Annotated in this window: 28 protein-coding genes; 3 read left to right on the forward strand and 25 right to left on the reverse strand. The window is 28.3% G+C overall.

What is annotated here, in order from left to right; genetic code table 11:
• Positions 1-145: 145 nt before the first annotated feature.
• The 4 genes from tdc to K5V21_RS05945 all read right to left on the reverse strand — a co-directional run bounded on the left by tdc (position 146) and on the right by K5V21_RS05945 (position 4,481).
• Positions 146-2,044 carry a tyrosine decarboxylase gene (tdc, locus tag K5V21_RS05930; RefSeq protein WP_221859910.1) on the reverse strand — a complete coding sequence of 633 codons (1,899 nt, stop codon included), beginning with the start codon at positions 2,042-2,044 and terminating at the stop codon, positions 146-148.
• Positions 2,028-3,479 carry a tyrosine-tyramine antiporter gene (tyrP, locus tag K5V21_RS05935; protein WP_307495020.1) on the reverse strand — a complete coding sequence of 484 codons (1,452 nt, stop codon included), beginning with the start codon at positions 3,477-3,479 and terminating at the stop codon, positions 2,028-2,030. The genes tdc and tyrP overlap by 17 nt, the downstream gene beginning before the upstream one ends.
• 275 nt (positions 3,480-3,754) lie before the next feature.
• Positions 3,755-4,192: an N-acetyltransferase gene (locus K5V21_RS05940; RefSeq protein WP_307495018.1), complete on the reverse strand. Its 438-nt coding sequence runs from the start codon at positions 4,190-4,192 to the stop codon at positions 3,755-3,757.
• 109 nt (positions 4,193-4,301) lie between these two features.
• Complete coding sequence (locus K5V21_RS05945) at positions 4,302-4,481, reverse strand: hypothetical protein (protein ID WP_221859912.1); 180 nt, start codon at positions 4,479-4,481, stop codon at positions 4,302-4,304.
• Between the two features lie 170 nt (positions 4,482-4,651).
• Between K5V21_RS05945 and K5V21_RS05950 the strand changes: the two genes are divergently transcribed.
• A complete protein-coding gene (locus K5V21_RS05950) occupies positions 4,652-5,236 on the forward strand; it encodes a restriction endonuclease (protein ID WP_221859914.1) in 585 nt (194 codons plus the stop codon).
• Positions 5,237-5,290: 54 nt separating this feature from the next.
• Here K5V21_RS05950 and K5V21_RS05955 read toward each other — a convergent pair whose 3' ends face one another.
• The 4 genes from K5V21_RS05955 to gloA form a co-directional block, all read right to left on the reverse strand.
• Positions 5,291-6,229 carry a TRM11 family SAM-dependent methyltransferase gene (locus tag K5V21_RS05955; RefSeq protein ID WP_221859916.1) on the reverse strand — a complete coding sequence of 313 codons (939 nt, stop codon included), beginning with the start codon at positions 6,227-6,229 and terminating at the stop codon, positions 5,291-5,293.
• Positions 6,230-6,253: 24 nt separating this feature from the next.
• A complete protein-coding gene (locus tag K5V21_RS05960) occupies positions 6,254-6,934 on the reverse strand; it encodes a 23S rRNA pseudouridine(2604) synthase RluF (RefSeq protein WP_221859917.1) in 681 nt (226 codons plus the stop codon).
• Positions 6,935-6,961: 27 nt separating this feature from the next.
• Positions 6,962-8,167, reverse strand: a complete 1,206-nt coding sequence (locus K5V21_RS05965; protein WP_221859919.1) for a BaiN/RdsA family NAD(P)/FAD-dependent oxidoreductase — start codon at positions 8,165-8,167, stop codon at positions 6,962-6,964.
• Positions 8,168-8,339: 172 nt separating this feature from the next.
• Positions 8,340-8,723, reverse strand: coding sequence for a lactoylglutathione lyase (gene gloA, locus K5V21_RS05970; protein ID WP_221859922.1), 384 nt, complete (start codon positions 8,721-8,723; stop codon positions 8,340-8,342).
• A 182-nt stretch (positions 8,724-8,905) separates the two neighbouring features.
• Here gloA and K5V21_RS05975 point away from each other — a divergent pair, with 182 nt between their 5' ends.
• Positions 8,906-9,319, forward strand: coding sequence for an EamA family transporter (locus K5V21_RS05975; protein WP_204594352.1), 414 nt, complete (start codon positions 8,906-8,908; stop codon positions 9,317-9,319).
• Between the two features lie 115 nt (positions 9,320-9,434).
• Here K5V21_RS05975 and K5V21_RS05980 read toward each other — a convergent pair whose 3' ends face one another.
• The 3 genes from K5V21_RS05980 to K5V21_RS05990 all read right to left on the reverse strand — a co-directional run bounded on the left by K5V21_RS05980 (position 9,435) and on the right by K5V21_RS05990 (position 11,666).
• The gene (locus K5V21_RS05980) at positions 9,435-10,046 is read right to left on the reverse strand and encodes a manganese efflux pump MntP (protein WP_221859924.1); all 612 of its coding nucleotides are present in this window, start codon (positions 10,044-10,046) and stop codon (positions 9,435-9,437) included.
• A gap of 235 nt (positions 10,047-10,281) precedes the next feature.
• Positions 10,282-11,112 carry a Cof-type HAD-IIB family hydrolase gene (locus tag K5V21_RS05985; protein ID WP_221859926.1) on the reverse strand — a complete coding sequence of 277 codons (831 nt, stop codon included), beginning with the start codon at positions 11,110-11,112 and terminating at the stop codon, positions 10,282-10,284.
• Positions 11,113-11,279: 167 nt separating this feature from the next.
• Entirely contained in the window at positions 11,280-11,666 is a 387-nt protein-coding gene (locus tag K5V21_RS05990) for a hypothetical protein (protein ID WP_221859928.1), read from the reverse strand.
• Between the two features lie 336 nt (positions 11,667-12,002).
• On the opposite strand from K5V21_RS05990, the gene K5V21_RS05995 reads away from it, so the two are divergent.
• Positions 12,003-12,530, forward strand: a complete 528-nt coding sequence (locus tag K5V21_RS05995) for a hypothetical protein (RefSeq protein ID WP_221859930.1) — start codon at positions 12,003-12,005, stop codon at positions 12,528-12,530.
• 107 nt (positions 12,531-12,637) lie between these two features.
• On the opposite strand, the gene K5V21_RS06000 is transcribed toward K5V21_RS05995, so the two are convergent.
• The 14 genes from K5V21_RS06000 to K5V21_RS06065 form a co-directional block, all read right to left on the reverse strand.
• Positions 12,638-13,270 carry a peptidylprolyl isomerase gene (locus K5V21_RS06000; RefSeq protein ID WP_221860197.1) on the reverse strand — a complete coding sequence of 211 codons (633 nt, stop codon included), beginning with the start codon at positions 13,268-13,270 and terminating at the stop codon, positions 12,638-12,640.
• Between the two features lie 387 nt (positions 13,271-13,657).
• Positions 13,658-15,115, reverse strand: coding sequence for a DUF4041 domain-containing protein (locus K5V21_RS06005; RefSeq protein ID WP_221859932.1), 1,458 nt, complete (start codon positions 15,113-15,115; stop codon positions 13,658-13,660).
• A gap of 160 nt (positions 15,116-15,275) precedes the next feature.
• Complete coding sequence (locus K5V21_RS06010) at positions 15,276-16,166, reverse strand: N-acetylmuramoyl-L-alanine amidase (RefSeq protein ID WP_221859934.1); 891 nt, start codon at positions 16,164-16,166, stop codon at positions 15,276-15,278.
• 80 nt (positions 16,167-16,246) lie between these two features.
• A complete protein-coding gene (locus K5V21_RS06015) occupies positions 16,247-16,555 on the reverse strand; it encodes a phage holin family protein (RefSeq protein WP_221859936.1) in 309 nt (102 codons plus the stop codon).
• A 53-nt stretch (positions 16,556-16,608) separates the two neighbouring features.
• Positions 16,609-16,863, reverse strand: a complete 255-nt coding sequence (locus K5V21_RS06020; protein WP_221859938.1) for a hypothetical protein — start codon at positions 16,861-16,863, stop codon at positions 16,609-16,611.
• 18 nt (positions 16,864-16,881) lie between these two features.
• Positions 16,882-17,148, reverse strand: a complete 267-nt coding sequence (locus tag K5V21_RS06025) for a BhlA/UviB family holin-like peptide (RefSeq protein WP_221859940.1) — start codon at positions 17,146-17,148, stop codon at positions 16,882-16,884.
• Between the two features lie 15 nt (positions 17,149-17,163).
• On the reverse strand, positions 17,164-17,316 hold the full coding sequence (locus tag K5V21_RS06030; protein ID WP_245000656.1) for an XkdX family protein: 153 nt from the start codon (positions 17,314-17,316) through the stop codon (positions 17,164-17,166).
• A 19-nt stretch (positions 17,317-17,335) separates the two neighbouring features.
• On the reverse strand, positions 17,336-17,533 hold the full coding sequence (locus K5V21_RS06035) for a hypothetical protein (RefSeq protein WP_221859942.1): 198 nt from the start codon (positions 17,531-17,533) through the stop codon (positions 17,336-17,338).
• Positions 17,520-18,848, reverse strand: coding sequence for a hypothetical protein (locus K5V21_RS06040; protein ID WP_221859945.1), 1,329 nt, complete (start codon positions 18,846-18,848; stop codon positions 17,520-17,522). Before K5V21_RS06040 ends, K5V21_RS06035 begins: the two co-directional genes overlap by 14 nt.
• An 18-nt stretch (positions 18,849-18,866) precedes the next feature.
• A complete protein-coding gene (locus K5V21_RS06045; RefSeq protein WP_221859947.1) occupies positions 18,867-19,019 on the reverse strand; it encodes an XkdX family protein in 153 nt (50 codons plus the stop codon).
• Between the two features lies 1 nt (position 19,020).
• Positions 19,021-19,389, reverse strand: a complete 369-nt coding sequence (locus K5V21_RS06050) for a hypothetical protein (protein ID WP_221859949.1) — start codon at positions 19,387-19,389, stop codon at positions 19,021-19,023.
• 12 nt (positions 19,390-19,401) lie between these two features.
• On the reverse strand, positions 19,402-19,863 hold the full coding sequence (locus K5V21_RS06055) for a hypothetical protein (RefSeq protein ID WP_221859951.1): 462 nt from the start codon (positions 19,861-19,863) through the stop codon (positions 19,402-19,404).
• A gap of 19 nt (positions 19,864-19,882) precedes the next feature.
• On the reverse strand, positions 19,883-22,102 hold the full coding sequence (locus tag K5V21_RS06060; protein ID WP_221859953.1) for a Gp37-like protein: 2,220 nt from the start codon (positions 22,100-22,102) through the stop codon (positions 19,883-19,885).
• Positions 22,081-22,710: a hypothetical protein gene (locus K5V21_RS06065; RefSeq protein WP_221859955.1), complete on the reverse strand. Its 630-nt coding sequence runs from the start codon at positions 22,708-22,710 to the stop codon at positions 22,081-22,083. The genes K5V21_RS06060 and K5V21_RS06065 overlap by 22 nt, the downstream gene beginning before the upstream one ends.
• Between the last annotated feature and the right edge of the window lie 9 nt (positions 22,711-22,719).

Raw genomic sequence — 22,719 nt, forward strand, 5'->3', positions numbered from 1 at the left:
CCTCATTAGTTTTATTATACCGATTGGTCTATATATAAAATACATTCTGAGATTTAAATTGTCAAATATAATTTTTAGAATATATTAAAAAATTAGGAGTAGACCTCTAAATAGTTATAAAGTTCTACTCCTAAAATATTTTACTCTATTGCTTTTGTTCACCTAATATTTTTTCTAACTTTTCTACTATTGCGTCATCCATCTTCTTCATATATTCATTGAATACTTTTTCGCAATTTAAGAATGGTGATAATACACATGCTCTTAGGATTGTTACCTTTTTAACCCTCTTCCATTCTTCTGTTGAAATTCCACAATTATTAACAAATTTAAGTGGTGAATCACCGTAATCTTCTACTGTAAAGTCAGTATGTGAAGTTAAAAAGTCATTTACATATAAAGCTTCCTTTACATATGAAGCTTCTTCATAAAAATCATGATTTAAATCATTCATTACTTTTAAATCTTTATTTCCTCTTACATTAAATACAAAGTCAACCATATTAAAATCTGGTTCAACTAAAGGATAAACATCTACTATCTTATCTCCAACTTTATATGACTTTTGCATTTCTAATTTATGATAAAGCTTGTAAGCTCCTTCATTGCCTGCGCCTATAAGTTTACCATAGCCTGTTATATTAAGAGGTAATACTTTGTGAGCGGTCCAAACTGAAGCTGCTGTAGCACCTGCTTTTGATCCTTCAAGCATAAATGCACCAAGAAGTGATGGTATATCAGCTCCCTTTTCAAATACGTATGTTGCAAAGTAAGAAATTGAATCTCTCATTCTCTTATCTCTTACAATTATTCCTCCTGCTGAATATGGTATATATCCCATCTTATGTGGATCGATTGTAATTGTATCTGCCTTCTCCATAGATTTAAATGCATTGTATACATCATTTGATGGCCATGGTGTGCTTTCATCTAATATAGCTCCATGCTCTAGCATTTTTTCTTTTAATTTATCCTCTTTAATAAATGAATAATCATCATCTAAGAATATAGATCTCGCATATCCACCATAGGCTGCATCTACATGTACATAGAAATTAATTCCCTTCTTTGAGAATTCATCTCTTATTTCTATAATCTTATCAATATGGTCTATTGCGCCTTCTTCTGTAGATCCAACAACTCCAACAACTCCAAGTATAGGAATTTGTTTACTTGTATATTCTTCAATTGTCTTTCTAAGTTCATTCATATCCATTCTGTAATGATGATCAACTTTTACTGGAACAACCGCTTCTACTCCAAGACCAAGAATATCGCCAGCTTTAAGCCATGAATAATGTTTTGTTTGAGGTATTAGCCATTTTCCAAGCTTACCTATCTTATCTCCCATCCCTCTTGCAGAATGTTCTTTTATTTGGTCTAACATCTCTCCTGCGTTATCCATAAGATCAAGTATTTCAGAAACACTCATATTTAAAAGTTCCCATTCTGATTTACCATCTACAAGCTCTGGCATAACCTCTTTTACTGCAAGTGGAATAGATTTTATATTTCTTGCATACCATAAGCCCTCATAATTTGCTATGGATCCATCTGCACAAATATGCCCCCATCCATCATCATTATAACTCACTAATTTACAGAAATCTTCTCCAACATCTTCTTCCATTTGAGATGTAGCAGGTGAAGATTCATAGGCAACATTATTACCGTTATATAACATAGCAGCAAAATAACCTAATAATGCTGGCATTAATGTTTCTGAATTCATATGTCCTAAAAATCTTGGTGAATGCCATGGAACAGAACCTGCTCTCAATTTTGATGATAATTCAATCAATACCTCTTTAAGTCTATCTTTACTTACTACAAAGCTTTCTTTGCGTTCATCAGAAACTTTAATTATAGTATCATCTTCTGGATGAAAATTCTTTCTCCACTCAGCATGGTCATTAAATAATCTTAAAAGACTTTCTTCAAAAAAATCTTCATTTTCTGATTTAGGTCCTAAAAACATAGCTTTTAAATTAATATCCTCATTATTTTCTAAAATATCAGTACCTTTTTTAACGTCCTTTTCCATTATCTCTAATCTCCTTTTCTTTTGGTTTCTTCCATGAGTCTTTCTTAAATGCGTATATAATTAATGGTGAAATAAAACATACTATAGTTCCAATTACTTGGAATGCAATATACATAGTATCACCCTCTGGTGGTATAGAACTTGGAGGTATAAGGCTAACTACTATGGTTATGATTACACCAATCATAGCTAATATACATGTAATCCACATACCAGCTTTCCCACCTGGGATAGTAAAGGCTCTATGTACATCTGGCTTTTTATATTTTAGAATTATTTCAGCAAGTATTATAAATATATAAACTATACTATAAAGAATAGTTGTCAATATAAGTACCATAAAGAAACTATTATTAACATCTGGTACTACAACATATACAATTGCTACTAATGACACAACAATTGCTTGAATAAGTACAAATGTTATAGGAACATCACGTCTTGTTCTCTTTTGAAATATAGGTGGTAAATTCCCTTCTTCTGCAACCTTTATCATAGCTTTTGAAGGTCCAAGTACCCATGCACTTAATTGTGCAAGAACACCAATAGCTATCATTCCTGCAATAATATTTGTAAGCCATGGCATTCCAAGTTCATTAAAATAAATTTGGAATGGTTGAGTTATATTTGATAACTCTATCTTATCTGAAGGTATTGTATTTGCCTCTGTAAGCCCTGCAATAAGGTTAAATATTATAAGTAATCCCATTGATAGAAATACTGATATTGGATAATTTCTTTTTGGGTTCTCTATATTATTTGCATGAACTGATGCAATTTCAAGACCTGAAAATATAAATATTATTCCTGAAAAAAATGATAATTTGTCTAAAGATGCTAAACTTGGTATTGCTGTTTGAACGTTAAATGGTCCTAAATAGACATTTCCATGTTTAAATGTCCACCATAAGCCTAAAACAACTAATGCAACAAAAGGTATATATATACCAACTACTGCACCTATACTTCCTACTACTTTACCCATATCAAATTTAAAGTTTAGTAGAGTTACAGTCCAGTAAGAAATTACTATTATAATGAATATAAACATATTATTTTGTGCAAGTTCAGTTCTTCCTATTGCATAAGCAAGCATTACGCCAACAGTAGAACTTACCATAACCATACCAAAGAATAATTGAACCCATAAAAGCCATGCAGTTACAAATCCCCATCTTTCTCCTAATGCTTCTTTAACCCAAACTTGAGATCCACCTTCCTCTGGCCATCCAGTTGCTAGTTCAGCTGCAATAAGTGAAATAGGTATTGCAAAAAGTACTGCTGCACCTATCATAAAGAATATCTGTTGCCAACCAACAATTGCTAATGTTGGTACACTTCTAACACTTCCATAAAAAGCTATACTTATACCTACTAATTGAAATAGAGTAAGCTTTTTATTTCTATTTTCTAAGTCTCCCATACTCTTATTCACATCCTCTTCTTTTGCTTTATACTTTTAATATTTGGATAAATATATTTTTATAAATTACCACCATCCTTTATAAAGACTTATGTTATAGTCTTCCTCTAACTAAATTTATTATGTGTTACATTTTTTACTTTAATACAACTAATAATTTCCTATAAAACCATATAGAAATTTTGTCAAAAAAAGAAAGTAGAAAAATAAATTTATTTTTCTACTTTCTTCCTTACTTTTATAAACTAATATTTTTTATTTAAGATTTATTTCCAAATGATAAAAACTTATCTTTTCCACTTCATAAGTATTTCTTCTTTTAATGTTGCTGAGTCTATTGATTCACTAACTATTTCAAATCCTTCTCTTTTATAAAACTTTAAGGCTCTTACATTTTCCTTGAAAACATTTAATGTTAAACTATTTAATTCATTCTTAACTGTATCAACAAGTTCCCTACCTATGCCCTGTCCTTGACTATCATTAGCTACAAATAATCCCCCTATAAAATTATTATTTAGTATACTAATAAATCCCTTTATAATATTATCTTCTTTGTAAATATAAGTTTTTGATATAGGTATATATTTATTTCTAACTATATCTTGTGATTCTATCCAATAATTTTCATCAATAAAATCATGAGATTTTATTGTACTTTCAACCCAAATTTTCATAATTTCATCTATATCTTTTTTATTAAACAAAAAAATGTTATTTCCCACGCTTAAACTCCCCTTTATTTAAATGTTATATACCCTATAATTAAGTTATTTTATCATCAACTATATTTATATACAAGTAAAAGGGGAGTTAAATTACATTATACTTAATTTAAAATATTCTACTTGTTTTATCTAAAGTTTCTCTAATTAATTGAATCTCATCTTCTGTTAATATAGTTATTTTACTAATAGCTTTATTATCCATTCCCATTATTATAGCTGTCCTTGCAGCTTCTACTGCATTACTTCTGTCTCGTTTGTTTTTTAGGTTATTATCAGAATTATTCATATATAAAACCTCCTTACTTGATATATATTAAAAAGATTCACTAGTTTATACTTGCTCCTATACTTATTATTTAATATATGTTTATTTTTTATTATTTCCTATAATATTTCTAATATAATTGAAGATTATAAATCATTATATTAGTTAATAATACTATTAGAGGTGATTTTATGAATACATTGGAAATAGTTATAATATTGATTCTTATTATAACTATCTTAAAAATTATTACTCCATTAATTAATAAGGCAACTACTTTCAATGATGAAAAAATTAAGTTTAAAGTTAAGATGAAAAAAGAAAGTATAACTAATTTAACAGGCATAGAGTTTGAATATTTTTGTAGATGGCTTTTTGATGATATTTATCATTATAGAGATGTAATTGTAACACCTTCTGAGAATGATGGTGGAGTAGATTTAATTCTAACAGATGAAAACTTTGAAAAAACTTACGTAGAATGTAAAAGATATACAACTACATATGATTATAAAGATGATAAAAAAATAAAAAATTATGACTTTATGATAGGTAGAGAAATATGCCAGAAATTAGTTGGTGCAATGATGTCTAATGGAATAAAAAAAGGAATCATTGTAACTACCGGTGAAATACATCCTAATGCTGATAAATACATATCTGATCTTAATGAAAATAGTGATTTAGATATTAAATTTATAACTTTACATGAAATAGTTAAAATTCTTGATGCATATTCAGAATCAGAAAATTATTATATAAATATTGAAGTTTAGTTTTTTATAATTAAGCTTTCAAATTTTAAAAGTGTAGGAATTTTCCTACACTTTTTACTTACATATATTTATATATCTTTTAAAATTATTTTTTAGAATAACACCTTTATCTATAATTTCAAATCCCGATTCATTTATCATTTTATCCATATTTTCAAAGGTTATTATTATTGCTTTATTTGATATTCTTCGTGTTGTATCTATTATTTCCTGTTGCTGAGTAACTGTAGTTTTAGTAAATAATCCATAAGGCATATCTACAATAGCAATATCAAAATGATCTTTTATATCATGCATGTTACCTTTAATAATAGCTCTATCATATCCTAATGCCTTCATATTTTCCTTAGCATTACATGCTATTTGAGGGTTAATCTCATATCCTATTATATCTAATCCCATAGACTTTCCTTCAATTACCACAGTTCCAACACCACAGCAAGGATCTATTATCTTTTTATTCATATCTTGACCAACTGCTATATTTACAACAGTTCTCGCTACTCTTGTACTTAATGCATTAGAGTATGAAAAAGGTTTTTTATCATGACTAAGCCACTTACAATCATCCTTTTCATATATTCCAAATATCCACTTTCCATGAATCTTTATTAATCCTAGTACAATTTTAGGCTTATGAATATTAGGTATACCCTCTATAGACATTCCTATTTTTCTCATAGATTCTAATCTTTCTTTATAGCTAGCTTCATTTTTATCAAGTCTTATAAAATTTACTTTAAAATCTTCAAAAGACATGTTATCTTCTTTAATTTTTTTAACTACTTCTTCAAGTGTATCTTCTATATATATAATCTTTATACAGTGTTTTATAAATGGACTTCTAGATGGACTAATATAAACTTTTGAAAAAAATTCTTTACTATCATCCTCTTTTCCAAATAAATATTTCATTTCCATCCGGCATAAATCTTCTTCATACTCTGGATAATTTATAACATAAAAGTACCTTTCAAATTCTATATTATTCATTAAAATATACTCCTAATAATTCGTTTAGTAATCTTTTAATCTTTCTAGTTCTTCTTCTGTAAGATTGCGCCAGCTACCTTTCTCTATGCCAGTTATACTTATATTCATTATTCTTATACGTTTAAGACTTATAACGGTATATCCAAAAGTTCTACTCATTCTTCTTATTTGTTTGTTAAGACCTTGGGTTAATATTATTCTAAAAGTATCATCATTTATTCTACTAACTTTGCAGGGTCTTGTCTTAACATTTAATATCTCTACTCCATTTGACATTCCATATATAAAATCATCATTAAAAGGCTTATCTACTCTAACTATATATTCTTTTTCATGATTATTCTCAGACTCTAATATCTTATTTGCGACATCTCCATCATTAGTCATTATTATCAAGCCTTCAGATTCTTTATCAAGCCTTCCTACAGGAAATATATAATTCTTATAATTCATAAACTTAATTATATTATTCTCTACATCTTCTGCGGCAGTACAAGTAATCCCTTCTGGCTTATTTAGTGCTATATATACCTTTTCTATAGGTTTTAAAGGCTTATTATCTAAAAGTATTTCATCATTTTCTTCTACCCATTGCCCTTTAATACATAGCTTTCCATTAACTATTATTCTGTTCTCCTCAATAAGTCTATTAGTTTCTTTTCTTGAACAAATGCCATAATTGCTAAGTAGTTTATTTATTCTCATCTAAAAATCCTGTCCTTTTAATTAAATTTAATAATCACTTCCAGCTAAATGTCCTGTTGAATATGCTATTTGAAGATTATATCCTCCTGTTTCAGCATCAACGTCCATAACTTCTCCTGCAAAGAATAATCCTTTTATTACCTTAGATTCCATAGTTGAAGCATTTATTTCTTTGACATTAACTCCTCCACTTGTAACCATGGCTGCCTTTATAGTTAGTGTTTCTTTTACTGTAAGTTTCATTTCTTTTATATAATTAATAAGCTTTAGTTCATCTTCTTTTTTAAGGTCACTAGGCTTAACTTCAGTTAAGTTTAGAATTTCTAAAATTTCTTTTATAAAGTTTTGTGGAAGTGACCCTTTTAAATTATTTAGTATACTTTTATTAGGATTACTTCTAATTATCTTAGATATATCCTCTTTAGATTTATCTGATAAGAAATCTAAACTTATTTCCATTTCACCTTTTTCTAGTTCCTTATTAATATAGGAAGATAATTTTAATACTCCTGGACCTGATATACCAAAATGAGTAAAGATCATATCTCCAACAGTTTCAATTTTTCTCTTTTTTATTTTAGTAGTAAATATAACTTCTTTCATTGAAACACCTTGAAGATTTTTTACAAACCCTTCTTTTGTAACTAATGGAATAAGTGCTGCATATAAAGGCTTTATTGTATGCCCGTGTCTTTCTAAAATTTCAAACATACTTCCATCTGAACCTGTTTGAGGATGGCTCTTTCCACCAGTTGTTACTATAACTTTATCTGCATATATCTTTTTTCCTTCATTAACTATAACACCTTTAATCTCTTCATTTTCTACTATTAAATCTGAGACTTCTGTATTATACATTATCTTAACATTATTTTTTGCAAGATCTTTTTTAAATATCTCAATTACTTCTTCTGCTTTATCACTTTCTGTATATACCTTTTGGTCATATTCAACTTTATACTTTAAATTATTTTCACTAAAGTAGTTTAAAATATCTAAGTTAGAAAAATCATAAAAGGCGCTATATAAGAACTTTTTATTACTTACTACCTTATCAAAAAATTCTTCAATATCTCTATTATTTGTTATGTTGCATCTTCCGCCACCAGTAAGTCTAAGTTTCTTACCAATTTCATTGTTTTTTTCAACTAATATTACTTCATTGTTTTTTGAAGAAGTAATAGCTGCCATAATACCAGCAGGTCCTCCTCCAACGACTATAACCTTTGCCATAAAATCTTACTCCTATCTTAAGTAAATTTATCTAAATAAATTATTTAATTCATTTTTATATATAATATAATCCCTATATTATACTATATATAAAATTTGAACAAGTATATATAATTTTACTTTTAATAATGAAATTTAAAAAAGTGTAGTATATATACTACACTTTTAAACTTTATTGCTCTCTTATAACTTCTACCATATATCCATCTGGATCAGTTACAAAGTAATATTTAGGTTTCTCACCTGGTAATCCTTTTAAATCAGTAACTTTATATCCAAGTGAAATATGTTTTTCTCTCATTCCTTCTAAATCTTTAACTCCAATAGCCGTATGACTAAATCCATTTCCTATTTCATAAGGCTTTTCAGTATTATAGTTATAAGTAAGTTCTATTTCATATCCGTCAACTTCATTTGATAAATAAACAAGAGTAAATTTATGCTCTGGGAAATCCTTTCTTCTTGTCTCTATAAGTCCTAAACCTTCCTTATAAAACTTTAAAGATTTTTCTAAATCCATAACTCTTATACATGTGTGTAACATTTTCACTGACATATTTACAACTCCTTTTCATAATTATAATAATTATATTTTATCATATAAATTAATATAAAATTTAGTAATATATTAATTTAATATATTACTTTATTAAAGGATAATGATTTTCATTTTCGTATATTTTAATATTTATGCTATAATATAAGCATTCTTAATATATTGGGAAGGGGGAGTCTTTCATGTGGATTGTATATGCTATTATGTCTGCTGTATTTGCTGCAATAACTTCAATTTTTGCTAAGATTGGTATTAATGGAATTAATTCAAATTTAGCAACTGCTATTCGTACAATTGTTGTCCTAATCTTAGCGTGGGGAATTGTATTTACTACTGGAACTCATAAAGATATTAAAAACATATCAAATAAAAGTATGCTTTTTTTAATATTATCAGGTCTAGCAACAGGCTTATCATGGTTATTTTATTATAAAGCTATACAAATGGGGCAAGTAACAAGTGTTGTTGCTATAGATAAATTAAGCATTATAATAACAATTGTTTTAGCATTCTTTATACTAAATGAGCAAATAACAGTTAAATCAATTTTTGGAGGTATTTTAATAGCTGCGGGAACGCTTATTATGGTCTTATAATTTATTTACTTAATCTAATATTGTAATTTGTTTTTATACAAGTTAATAAATATATAATTCATAAAATAAAGACTTAGATATATAAATATTAAATTCTCTCTAAGTCTTTATAATATTAACCTATATGTTCAATAAGTATCTTTAATCCCATAAGTATTAAAATTATTCCTCCAGCAACTTCTGCATACTTTTGGAGAATACAGCCTAACTTTCTTCCAATTAAAACAGCTATCATACACAATACAAAAGTTGTTATTCCTATTATAGAGATTGCAGGTAATATACTAACATTTAAAAATGCAAAACTTACCCCTACGGCTAATGCATCAATACTTGTGGCTATTGCAAGTAGTGTTAAATTTTTATTACTTAATCCTTTTTCTTCTATTAATTCTTCTTCAACTGAAACTTCATTAGCTATGTCATCTTCATCTAGGCTACAATTTTCTTTTTCTCCTTTAAATGATTCATAAATCATCTTTCCACCAATAGCTCCAAGAAGAATAAATGCGATCCAATGATCAAAAGATTCAATATAATCTCTAAAATACCTTCCAGCAAACCACCCTATAAATGGCATTATAGCTTGAAATCCACCAAAAAATACTGCTATCTTTAAAGCATTTTCAAGTAAATTTTTCTTAAGGCTCATTCCCTTTGCAAGTGCCACAGCAAATGCATCCATAGATAAACCTATTGCCGTCATAAAAATTGATAAAAAACTCATATAATTTCTCCTCTTAATTTATTCTACTCATTTATCACAAAAAAATAAGACTTATGCGTAGCAAAAAAAACTACGCATAAGTCTCGCTATTTAATATTAAGCCAGAACCTTTCCCGTTCAATATGTTGACTTAATAACTCTTCACAATTCATTATAGAGCTAACTACTCCCTTATACAAATGAGTATATATTAATTTTACCATATTATATTATCAGAATTCTTTCATGAAATCAATTAAATTTTTAAAATAAACTTATCTATCGCTTTAGCCACTCCACTATTTTCATTAGTACCTGTTATGTAATCAGCATATTTCTTAATTTCTTCCGATGCATTATCCATGACAACAGAAAATCCTGCTTCTTTAAGCATTGATAAATCATTTCCACTATCCCCGATACACATTATCTCTTCTTTTTTTATTCCAAGTTTTTTTGCTAATATTTTAACTGCACTCCCTTTTGACGTACCTTTTGCCGTAAGTTCTGCACACCCTCCCCATGAATAAGCTATATCTACATAATCACTTAATTTATCTATATCTTTTTTAGCATCTTTAATGGTGCTGCTATCTTCATCTTCTATTATTATAAGCTTTAATATGTCAGATTCATATTCTTTAAATGCATCTCTAAAATCATCTACTTCATAAAACTTAATTTGTTCATCTATATCTACCCACTCATTCATTACTCTATGGCTATCATCTTCTGGAATTTTAGTATCACTTATTATTCCATAAGGTGTATCAAAATAAGCTAAAAATTTATGTTTTTTTATTACCTCATATATTTTATCTAAGGCTTCTCTATTTAATACAGATTTAAATATAACTTCATCCGTATCTTTTCCCCTTATATAAGCTCCATTTGAACATATTAAAGGTGCCTTTATTCCAGTAATCTTTGCATATATTCTTGCTGATGCAAAGATTCTTCCTGTTGATATTGCAATATTAACTCCTAAATCTGTTGCTTCTTTAAGGGCTTTTTTATTTTCTTCACTTACCTCATGATATTTATTTAATAACGTTCCATCCATATCTATACATACTAACTTATACATACTGTTATAAATCCACCTTTCAAACCTTAGATATAAATTTATATCTATTTTGTCATAATATCCCTGTAAAATACACTTTTCATACATCTTAATTATATCATAAACAAAGAGAAGCAATTCAATAATAAATTTCTTAAATTGCTTCTCTTTATTTTCATCATATATTCTTAAATATCATCATAGTGATCATCAAGTTCAATTTCTTCACATGTTTCTAATATGGTATCTAACCCTTCATAATCTTCTAATTTAAGTGATTTGTTGCTATGTTCTAATTTATTTAAAAGAATATTCTTTTCACACTTTAATATATCTGAATCTTTTATTTCTTTAATAACATCATTAGTATTAAACATTTTAATAATCCCGTTTTCATATCCTGATGCAAAATTTGCTTCACCTTTTGCCAAATCATCATATTCTAAATCATATTGCTTGCAGTATTCTTCAATGCTATATTTATTAAATTCTTCAGACATACCAATTGCTTCTCTAATACTATCTACCTGCTTTACTTCTCCTTCTGGAAATAAAATTACTACTCCATCTCTCATATCAAACCCTCCATTAATGTGAATTTATTTATAAATTCATTGTATCTCATAATTAAGATTTAAATAAAAATATTCTATGTATATTTTGTGATATTTTAAATTTAAAATAATATTTTTTCTTCTATAATCTACATATCATTATAATCTTTAAATGCTTCATGCTGAACATGCATTCACTTATAGATTTTACTTATTTATATTTATAGTATAAATTAATCACCAATCATTAATAAGCTAATACCTTAGATTAGTCAAGTATCAAGCTTATATTTCATATAATAAAATAATAGCACTATAATTACATAGTTTTTGTAATAACATAAGGAAGGTATAACTATGAGTAGCTTAATAGATATTAATCTTAAAAAAAATTTATTTGAACTTGAAAATTCTTTAGATGACAGTGAATTGATTAAGGGATATTTTGAAACAACAAATTGTAGTGCTGAAAAAGAAAGAAAAAGTCCAATTTCAGGTGGAGGACTTTTTGGATATCTATTTTCTGATGAATGGATATGGAATACCATATTTGTATTAACTAATAAAAATTTATATTTAATTAATACAAAAGAAAACTTTGAAAAAGTTTCTTTAAATAAGATACCTATAGAAAGTATAGTTTCTATAAATGTATTTAAACACAATGAAAATCCAATAATAGAATTGAAAATTAAGGGACACTCAAAAATACAATATACTCCTTTATCAACTAAATATTTAGATGTTCTGAAAAATATAAATAAAGTTAATATTTATGAAAATCAAAAGCCTAAAGTAATTAATACTGATAATTTATTATTTTCATATTCTATAGTTGCTGTATTGTTATTAGTTAGCATAATTATATTGTATATTTTAATATAAATTTTTATATTAATATCAATTCATAAGGATTTAAATATTCATAGTCTTTTATTTTATAATAAATTAAAAAGAAACTTCTATTAAATTAAGAAGTTTCTTTTTTATATTTATTTCATTTTTTCAGGTTCCTTATATTTTATGCCTTTAGTATCAACTTTAATTGATTCAATAACTACAGGCTCTTCTGGTTTATCATTAGCTCCTGTTTTAATGCTTTCAATCTTATGAAGCACATCAAGCCCTTCTGTAATCTTTCCAAAAGCAGCATATTCTCCGTCTAAGTGTGATGCTGCTTTTGTCATAATAAAGAACTGACTTCCAGCTGAATCTTTATCTCTAGACCTTGCCATAGAAAGTATTCCTTCTGTATGCTTTATATCATTATCAAAACCATTTGAAGAAAATTCTCCTTTAATACTATATCCAGGTCCTCCAGTACCAACACCATCTGGATCTCCACCTTGTATCATAAAATCAGGAATTATTCTATGAAATGTTAACCCATTATAGAAACCACTATTAGCTAATGCTATAAAATTATTAACTGTATTTGGAGCCTTATCTGGATATAATTCTCCTTTCATTGTTCCAAATCCTTTAACTTCAATAGTAACTGTAGGTAAACCTTTTTTATTACCCTCATTCTTATTTTCTGTAGATTTATTATTACTCTCTTCTACATTCTTTCCCTGCTCTTTATTTTCATCTTGCTTACTGTTATTGCCACACCCAACTAGCATAAAGCCAGATATTATTAATATTGATAATACTAATAATTTAAACTTCCCTTTTTTCACTAGTATTTCTCCCCTTTCCTTTTATATATACATATTGTACCATATTATACTTTACATATTTACTCTATTTACAATTTTTTAATACTATTATTTTACCTTTACCTCAGTTGTATTAACACCTATAAAGATATTTTTATCTTTATAGGTGTCTATGTATTATTTATTATTTCAAATATTTTTTTGACGAATTTTTGACGAATTAAGTAAACCTATAAATAAAACCAACTTTATATAATTGACTTATATTTAATTGTGTTTATAACAATAAAACATCATTCTGTATTGAATGATGTTTTATTTATACTTTCTTACTTAAATAATACTACAAGCTTACATTTTTAAACTTTGCCTATACTCTAAAGCTTCTGCCATTTTGGTAAACCTAATATCTCCGTTCAATTTATTATTAACAACCTTTTCTATATCTGATAAACTCACCTTGAAAAATTCTTTTCTTAAATTAACTTTATTCAATCTATTAGAATTAAATTTATTATGCAATTCTTTTTCTAAAGCTGGAGCATCGTCACTATAAATCATAGCATGTACATCAAATTTAAAAGGCACAGAAGCGTCACTTAGTTCTTTAATTCTATTCATAGGTTCTAGCCTTCTTGTTAACCCAATCTTATAGACATCTTCACCAAATGATCCTACATTTGATATTACATATACATATCCTGATCTTGTTTGCTGAGCCATTGATTTTGCTCTTTGCATTTTTTCTTCAGCTATTTTCAAATTCTCCTCAAGAGTTTTTATTTGCATTTCTAATTTTTCTTTTTCTTCATGATTTGCTTTATTAAATTCTACTCTAACTTTTTCCAAAGCTCTTTGATACAGTTTTTCTTCCTTTTGAGCCTCTTTCTCTAATTTTACTATTTCGGCCTGAACCTTAGCTTCTTCTCTCATCTGTTCCTTTATTTCCCTTTGTTCTTCTCGTTCCTCTTGAATTTTCACTAAATATTCATATTGTAATTGTAACTCTTCTATTTTCAACTTGAAAAACTCACTCGTTATACTAATATTATAACAATCTATCAATTTATTAATTTGAACCATAGCATTTTCTAATTTTTTTCTACTATTAACCATATTGCTAATAGTTAGCTTGTTTATTACTAAGTCTGACTCGTTATTAAATGCCCTCAATGCTAATTTACATAAATTATTAACAGCTCTGTTTTTTTCAGATTTATTCATCGAATAATTCCAAATATAGTCTACATTTTTAATGGTTATGGCTAGTCCGTTTCTTATAATCTCCCTTTGATTGTCCTTATTTACCTTTAATTGAAAATTATATTCTTCTGATAATTCATATTCATATTTTTTTTCAAATATTCCAACCTGAAAAGTGTATAACTCCTTTTCTAATTCATTATAATCTAATATCTCATTAGACATACTTATTTTTTCATTTATATGTTTTAATTCTTCCTTTGATGATTCTATTTTAAGTTGTAGGGTATCTCTAACGTTATTAAAATTAACTATATCTTCTAATGTACTATTCTGATTTTTTAATTCATCAATTTTAATATGTTCTAACTTAACCTTATCCTTTATTTCTTTTAATTCACTTTCTTTTTCTTTTATTTTAGAATCTAAATTACTTGAAATGCTTTCTTTTTCTTTTCTACTTAAAATAGCCTTATCATCTTCTTTAAGTTCGTTGTACATTATAATCATAATAAGCACAGTTACAAATCCAGCTAAAGGAACAACCGCTGAAATAACCCCTATAATTATTGCTATAATAATCAACGCTTTATATTTTGTATTCATATTTACCTCCTAGATATAATATTTACAATAACATTCAATATTCTACAATATTTTTCTTATAATAACAATATAACCCATATAAATATTGATAAATTTATAATTCAAATCTAAAAATGTCTATAATAAAAAAGGTGGTAAGATAAACTTACCACCTAAATAACTATTTTCTAAATAAAGCTTTCCAAGTATTCTTACCAATAACACCATCTGGATCAAGTCCATTTGCTTTTTGGAATGCAATAACAGCCTTTTTAGTTCCCTCAAAGAACTTTCCATCTATTCCATTTGTACTATATCCTAATGCATTTAATCTCTTTTGAGCTATTTTTGTTATATTTCCCCTTGCTCCATATCTAATTATAGGACAACATTTTAATGTATTTTCTCCAAAGTAACTATCAACTTTTATACTTCCGAATCCTTGGTCGTTTATCTCTTCTTGAAGTTCTTTTACTATAGGTCCACTTATTGATAATTCCCATAGTTCTTTTTTACTTGGATTTGATGGCTTAGTTGGTTCTGTTGAATTAACAGTATCAACTACAGCCTCTGCTATAGCTTTCGCAATCGCTTTATATCCTACTTGTAAGTACTTATTTGCATCATCTGTATCTACAAAACAACATTCTATAAGCATACTCTTAGCTTTTGTTTTTCTAATTACATAAAGGCCTGTACCTTCTTTTACTCCTCTATTTATAAATCCTAACTTAGAAATATTTTTACATACCTCTACTGCATCAGCGTATTGTCTACCTTTATAAGTATAAACTTCTACACCTCTACCACCACCTGCATTAAAGTGAATTGCTATAAACCAATCTAAATCTTGTCTATTGGCTTGTCTTACTACCAGCTCTAAGCTTTGTGATGTGCTACTAGCTTTATCTATAGTACAGTTAACAACATTAACTCCACTATTAGCTAATAATCTTCTAAGTTCTCCTCCAACCATTCTTGTTTCTTTACCTTCTACTATTCTACCTACTGCTCCACTTCCTGGTCCTGAAATAGTATGTCCATCATTTACTCCCATTGTTAATTTACTCATTTTAATTCCTTCTTTCTTTTAATTAATTTTTATATAAAAAGGCAATAAAATAAGAACTATCTCTAGTTCCTTCTATTGCCTTAATCTATTTTTTTTATGTCTCTATCTTCACTTTCCATTTCTTTCTCTGTCTGCTTTTTAAGTTGATTACCTAATACTGCCACGCCAGCACAACATATCCCTTGTAGTGTTGCTGTTACTAATAGATTTGATGTTATATCTTTATCTACTATATTTAATCCTACAGAGAAGATTATACCAACTAATATTAATATCCAAGGTATACTCCAATCTTTCATAGGACTTTTCTTTAAGCAATACCCAATAAACCATAACCCAGCTACAACTATTAACATATTTTCTGGTATAAATTTAATTATATTTTCCATTTTAATTACCTTCTTTCTTTTAATTTTTTTTTATATAAAAATAAGCCTTATTTCTAAGACTTTATAAATTCATATGTTTGCTCAAATATATCAGGCTTGCAAGGGTAAAATTCTCCTTTTACACCCTTAATAATATAATCACCTACATTCGCAGTATGGATTCCCTCTAGTGTTTTTACATATAGCTTATTTGTAGCTCTTCCTATTTCCCCACTTTGTAATTGTGGTAACAACCATTCAACACTTTCATCTGTTCCATCAAATTGAACTGCTTCAATTACAACTGGTTTCTTTCTGTATTTACTCATTTTGATTACCCTCTTTCTTTATTTTTGTGTATTATTTTTTATATCTTTAATATCCGACTTTATATCCTCTACATCATCATTTATCTCTTTTATTACATCTAACTTTGTAGAAAGATTATTTATTATTTCAATGTGCTGTAATTCTCTTTCTCTATTATCTTTTATAATTTGAATATAAGCTTCTTCTCTTTCTTTATTTTCTTTTCGAGTGTCCCAAAATAGATATACAAATAAAACACCCAATGGTCCACTTCCGATGATTATATCCATAATTTCCTTTGGCATAACTATCTAGCCTTTCTATTCTGTAATATCTTTCTTACTTGCTATAATCTCATTTCTTTCTTCTTCTGTTATCCATCCTTTTTCTACTGCATTTCCTACCTTACTTTCATTTAGTCTACCTTTTAAATATAGGTCCTTTACTTTCTTATACATGACTGTACTTCCCATTTTGATTCCTCCTTTCTTACTATAATTCTCTTGATAGTGCATCTTCCATTAAGAAGTTTATGGATTCTTCTGTTTCTTTTTGTTTTACTTTTAGTTCTTCTATTTCTTCCTCTGGTAATTTCTTTCTTTCTTCCTCTTTCATCTTTTCAGTTTCAGTTATAGTAAATGTCATTTCTCCAGTCATTGCATTAACAGTTAATTTTTTAGTTTCTATCATTTTCTATACCTCCTAAATTTCTTACTTTTATTCTAGTTCCATTTGGTAGATAAGCTCCTCCGCTATCTTGTATTCCAAAATCTAAGGTGAACTTGTCTATATATTTTAGTTCTGTGCTAAATCCACTTTTATGTCCGTAATAATTTCTAGAAAAATATCTATCCGAAGAATTATTGAACATATTTATATTAGATTCTGCAACAATAATAGTTATATCTTTGGTTGAATCTATATCTACTTTAGTAAATATATTTCCTTTAACTCTATTTACTAATGGATCAAATTTTTCTCTATACCCTCTATCACTAGATATAAACTTTTCAAACTTAATTTCGAATGGTGAGCTAAATACAGTAAAAACTTCTATACTAATATTTTTATACTTCTTTACAAGTTCTAGCTCTAATAATCCTGGAGCTTTTTCAAAATGAAATTTAGATACATCAATGTAACTTGAATTTGTAAATCTACTAAAGCCTGTTCCCAATGATGAACCTATTTTCCTTATTATTTTAAAACTATTTGTAGTTACATTGCTAACTGCAAATACTGTACTCTCTTGCTCTAACTCTGTAGGAACAACTCTAATATCAAACTTTTCTAAAAAGCCTTTTCCGTACACTAACATTACAGGATCACCATTTTTAAGTCCGTGATTTTCTTTAGTTATAAATGTTGCTGTATCATAAACTATTTCTGAAATCTCTATAACCTCATTACTATCATGAACATAATCTACTATTATCTCTCCACTTCCACCTTTACCTCTTGATGGTCTCCCAGTATCTTCATCACCTAAAAACCAATTGCCATTATCACCTATATGAGGCGTTATTCCATTTTCTCCTTGTAATCCTTGTGGCCCTTGTTCTCCTTTTAGTTTTTCTGGCGTTAATTCTTTTAATCTATTATTTACCTTCTCTTCTATTTCTTTAAGAGTATCTATAGTGTCCTTTTCTTCTACTATTTCCCCTTCTAGCGTTGAATTGACATAAAAATAAGGCTCTATTTCTGTTATAGAACCCTCTTCATCTTCTAACTTTATATTTAAATTTACTATACCTTTTACATTAACAAACTCTTTCTTAAGCTTTATATATAGCTTATTTTCTTTTACCATATCTTCATTAGCTTTTTGTTCAATTAAAGTTTCATCACTTCTTTTTCCTAATATAGAAAGTTTTATACTATTAGTGTCATTTGATATATTTTCTATATCAATACTTAAATACACAGTATCATTTTTACTAACACATCCTAATTCTATATTTTTATTATTATAAAGATCTACTTTATATTTAAGAATTCTTTCCATAAAAAGCTCCTTTCTATATTAAAAATCTTCGCCAGTTATTACTTTGAATTCTTCCGGAGTTATATCTCCATATCTATTTTTTTCTGTCTTTACTGCTTCTCTTAGCATTTCTATACCTACGCATTCCATGTCATATGCCATCTTCCAAAATTTAAAGTTTATATTCTCCATACTAGTTACCTTCTTTCAATTTTATAATTTCAATTTTATTTTGAGCTTGTTGTTGTATAATCATATTTATAATTAAATCTTTTTTCATACTTATTAATTTTTCATCAGCTAATTGTTTAGTTAAGTATTCTATCTTTTTATCAATTGTTAATCTATCTTCTTCCTCTTTTATTAGTTGCTTCTTATATTCCTCATCTTTAATAAATAAGTTATCAACTTCATTGTAAATAAATATGGTTGGACTTTGTATTAACTCCTCGTGTTCGGAGCTATCTATTTCTATTTCAATAAATTTATCTATTTCTGTCTTTGATGAACTATACCCATCTACTCTTTTAGTTTCTTTGTCTACTTGCACAAAAAACCTCATGTTATATCCCTCCTAAAATTCAACTATTTCTCTCAAGACCATTGCATGACTTTCTCCAGTATCATTATTATCATGACCTATTAACGCCATACCACCATCTGTAATATATATAGTTTTAACAATTTGAATACCTCTTGAATTTGTCATTGTTAATTCTCTAGACATTCCAATCATCCATTCATCTTTACTCACGATAGTTTCGCACCAGTTATAATCTCTAATTATACCATTGGTATACGCACTCCATCTTAATATCAATCCATTTGGAGTATCTTTTATATTTTTACTAAGTCTTGCTTTATGTCCTGCTGCAAGTACCCATGCTCCAGTCCATAACTTGTTTTTTTTACCAAAAACTTGTTGTACACTTCTACCATCATTCAAAATTACTTGTTCCGCTGTAGTTTTAAGCATTATATCAACGAAAGTTCCATCTCCATTATCAACTTTATAAGTTCCTTTTTTTACTGCCATATAAATCTCCTTTCTAATTCTAATATGTTTGTATCCAAACACGACCTCCAACATTTCCAGCAGGTCTATTATTAGATACTATTATTTCAGTTCCATCACCTTTATCTCCTTTAGGCCCTTGTGGTCCTTGAATACCTCTTTCTCCTTGTATTCCTTTAGGTCCTTGAGCTCCTATTGATCCAGTTTCTCCTTTCGGACCCTGAATACCTTGAATACCCTGTGTTCCTCTTGGCCCAATTGCTCCTTGTGGTCCAGTATCACCTTTAATCCCCTGAGGTCCTTGAGTACCTCTTGATGGTTTTAATGTATCTCTTCCTGCTATGAACCAGTTTCCATTAGCTCCTATCTCTGGGGTAGCTCCATCACTTCCTCTAGGTCCGATTAATCCTTGTAAACCCCTTTCCCCTTGGACACCTTGTAAACCTATTTCTCCTCTTTCACCCTTATCTCCTTTAGGTCCAATATTGCCTTGTGGACCTCGTGGTCCTTGCAAATCTTTAACTGCTTGCATAGCTTCTATAAAAACTTTATCATCTTGACTTAAAGGTATTTTAAATTCAATAGAGTTTCCACTTGTTTCTTTAAATATATTATTAGTTAATCTTATACCATTAAGATAAATTGCTATTGCATTTATTCCAGTTGGATAAGTATAGCCATCGTTCCAGCTAAATTTTGTTTGTCCTTCTGTAGCTATGAAAAACTCATGGAAAACAACATAACTTTGTCCATTACCTGCAGGTCCTTGTACTCCTTGTGGACCACGTTCACCTCTTGAGCCTTGAGGTCCTACACTTCCTTGCGGTCCAGTTTCTCCCTTATCACCTTTCAATCCTTGAGGTCCTATTGGACCTTGAATACCTCTTGAAGGCTTTAAAGTATCTACATTCCCAATAAACCAATTTCCATTAGTTCCTATCATTGGAGTTAAACCATTTTCTCCTTGCGGTCCATTTTCTCCTTGTACACCTTGTAATCCTCGCTCCCCTTGTATCCCTTGAATGCCCTGTATTCCCTGCACTCCCATAGGTCCACGTTCGCCTTGTTCTCCTCGGATTCCACGCGGTCCTCTTACATTAATTATGTCTGGAGCTTCAATCGAAGAATTTAATGACCATGATAAATTACCATCAACATCAGTTTTAGGTCTCCATAATTTACTTCCATTGTTCCCACTATAGTTCGGTGTTGAATTTATTTCTTGATTTATATCTTCGAGTGGATTGGGAATAATATCACCTAGAACCACGTCTATTTTAAAATATTTTTCATATACCTCTGTAATTTCAGTAACTCTTAAATTTTCAGAATCACTATCCATTTTTCTTATTACTATATCCCCTAAATTCCAATCTTTTTCATAAATAAAGTTTGTATTTATGACTGTACTTTCTGTTGAATTTATATAATCAAAAGCTTTTAACTTAGCCTTAGCCCTATCAGTTAACTTTTCCTTCTCCCCTTCCTCTATATCTCTAGCATCAATAAAAAGTTCCCTTCTATTCAGTCCTATCTCATTATTTCTATATACTTCTTCCACTTCTCTATTAGCGCCTTCACCTTGACCTGCAACATATCCCATTGTTTTATAATTTTTTGAATCATTTGTTTTGACAACATCAGTAATATTATTAAAATCATCACTAAAAATAACCTTGCTTTTAGATGTTGTTAAATCAATTCCTTCTATTACATCAAATATAAACTTTTTATTTTTTAAATCTAATGTGACCTGCCACCCTAATCCGGTTGAACTTCCTATGTTGTTAATTTCATAGTTTAGATATTTGTATCTACTTTGCCAACTAACAATTTTACCTCTGTGTTTAGATGGCGCTAGCACCAACTCATTAATCTTCCTTTTCTTATCAACTGGATTTATTACATTAGTTTCTACATAATGTTTTATTACATCTTCTGCATTTCCTTTAAAACTATCATGAATTTGTCCAGGAGGTGGAACTGTTATTCTTCTTTCTAATATAGATTTCAAGTCTCTACCTTTGACTGTTATTTGTTTTTTACTTTCATCAATAATCGGTGTTTCAACAATTAGCGGCTTATTAGGTGTAATAAAAAGTATATTCCCGTCTTTTAATATATCTTTATACTTTAAAGAGCATACTAATTGAAATTCTTTAGCTTGATAATAATTTCTTATAAAGTAAAAGGAACTATAGTCCTCTATAATTCCTAAAAAATTAAATTTATTATCTATTACTCTAATAGTTGTATCCATACATCTCCCACCTTTGATTCATCGGGTTTTTGACTTTGTATATATAAACCTCTAATACTTTTGCCCTGCATATTCTTAAACCAATCATCCCATAATTTTTGTTTTGATTGCCACTGTGAATTGAATATATTCCACATTTCTTGCGTGTCTGTTCTTCCTGTAAAGCTCATATATCCACATAAATTTTTATCATCTCGTTCATCAACTACATTTATATCAGATGCTCCTACGTTTATTTTAGCTAAACTTAATTCATATATCTTATTATCCCTTTGTAAATTAGGTGGCGATGTAGTTGATCCTTTTTTTATTTGTATATTCAATGTTCTATTTATAATATCTAGTTTTAAAACTACTCTATCTATTCTAGTAGTTCCAATTTCTATACTTTTATCTAATAAATTATCATTTGTATACAAATATCCGTTTATATTAGCTGTACCCTGCCTCACTTCTACAGTATTATTATTTTTCTTATAAACTCTTAAATTATCAATTGCAGGATTAACTCCGGTGCTCATAAATGTTGTAAAATATTTTGCAAAATCCTCTGATTTATATTTTCTATCTCCACTTATACTGTTAAAAAACCCTCCAAATTCAGCCATAATATCACC

The organism is Clostridium sardiniense, assembly GCF_019753795.1.
Taxonomy (GTDB): Bacteria; Bacillota; Clostridia; order Clostridiales; family Clostridiaceae; genus Clostridium; species Clostridium sardiniense.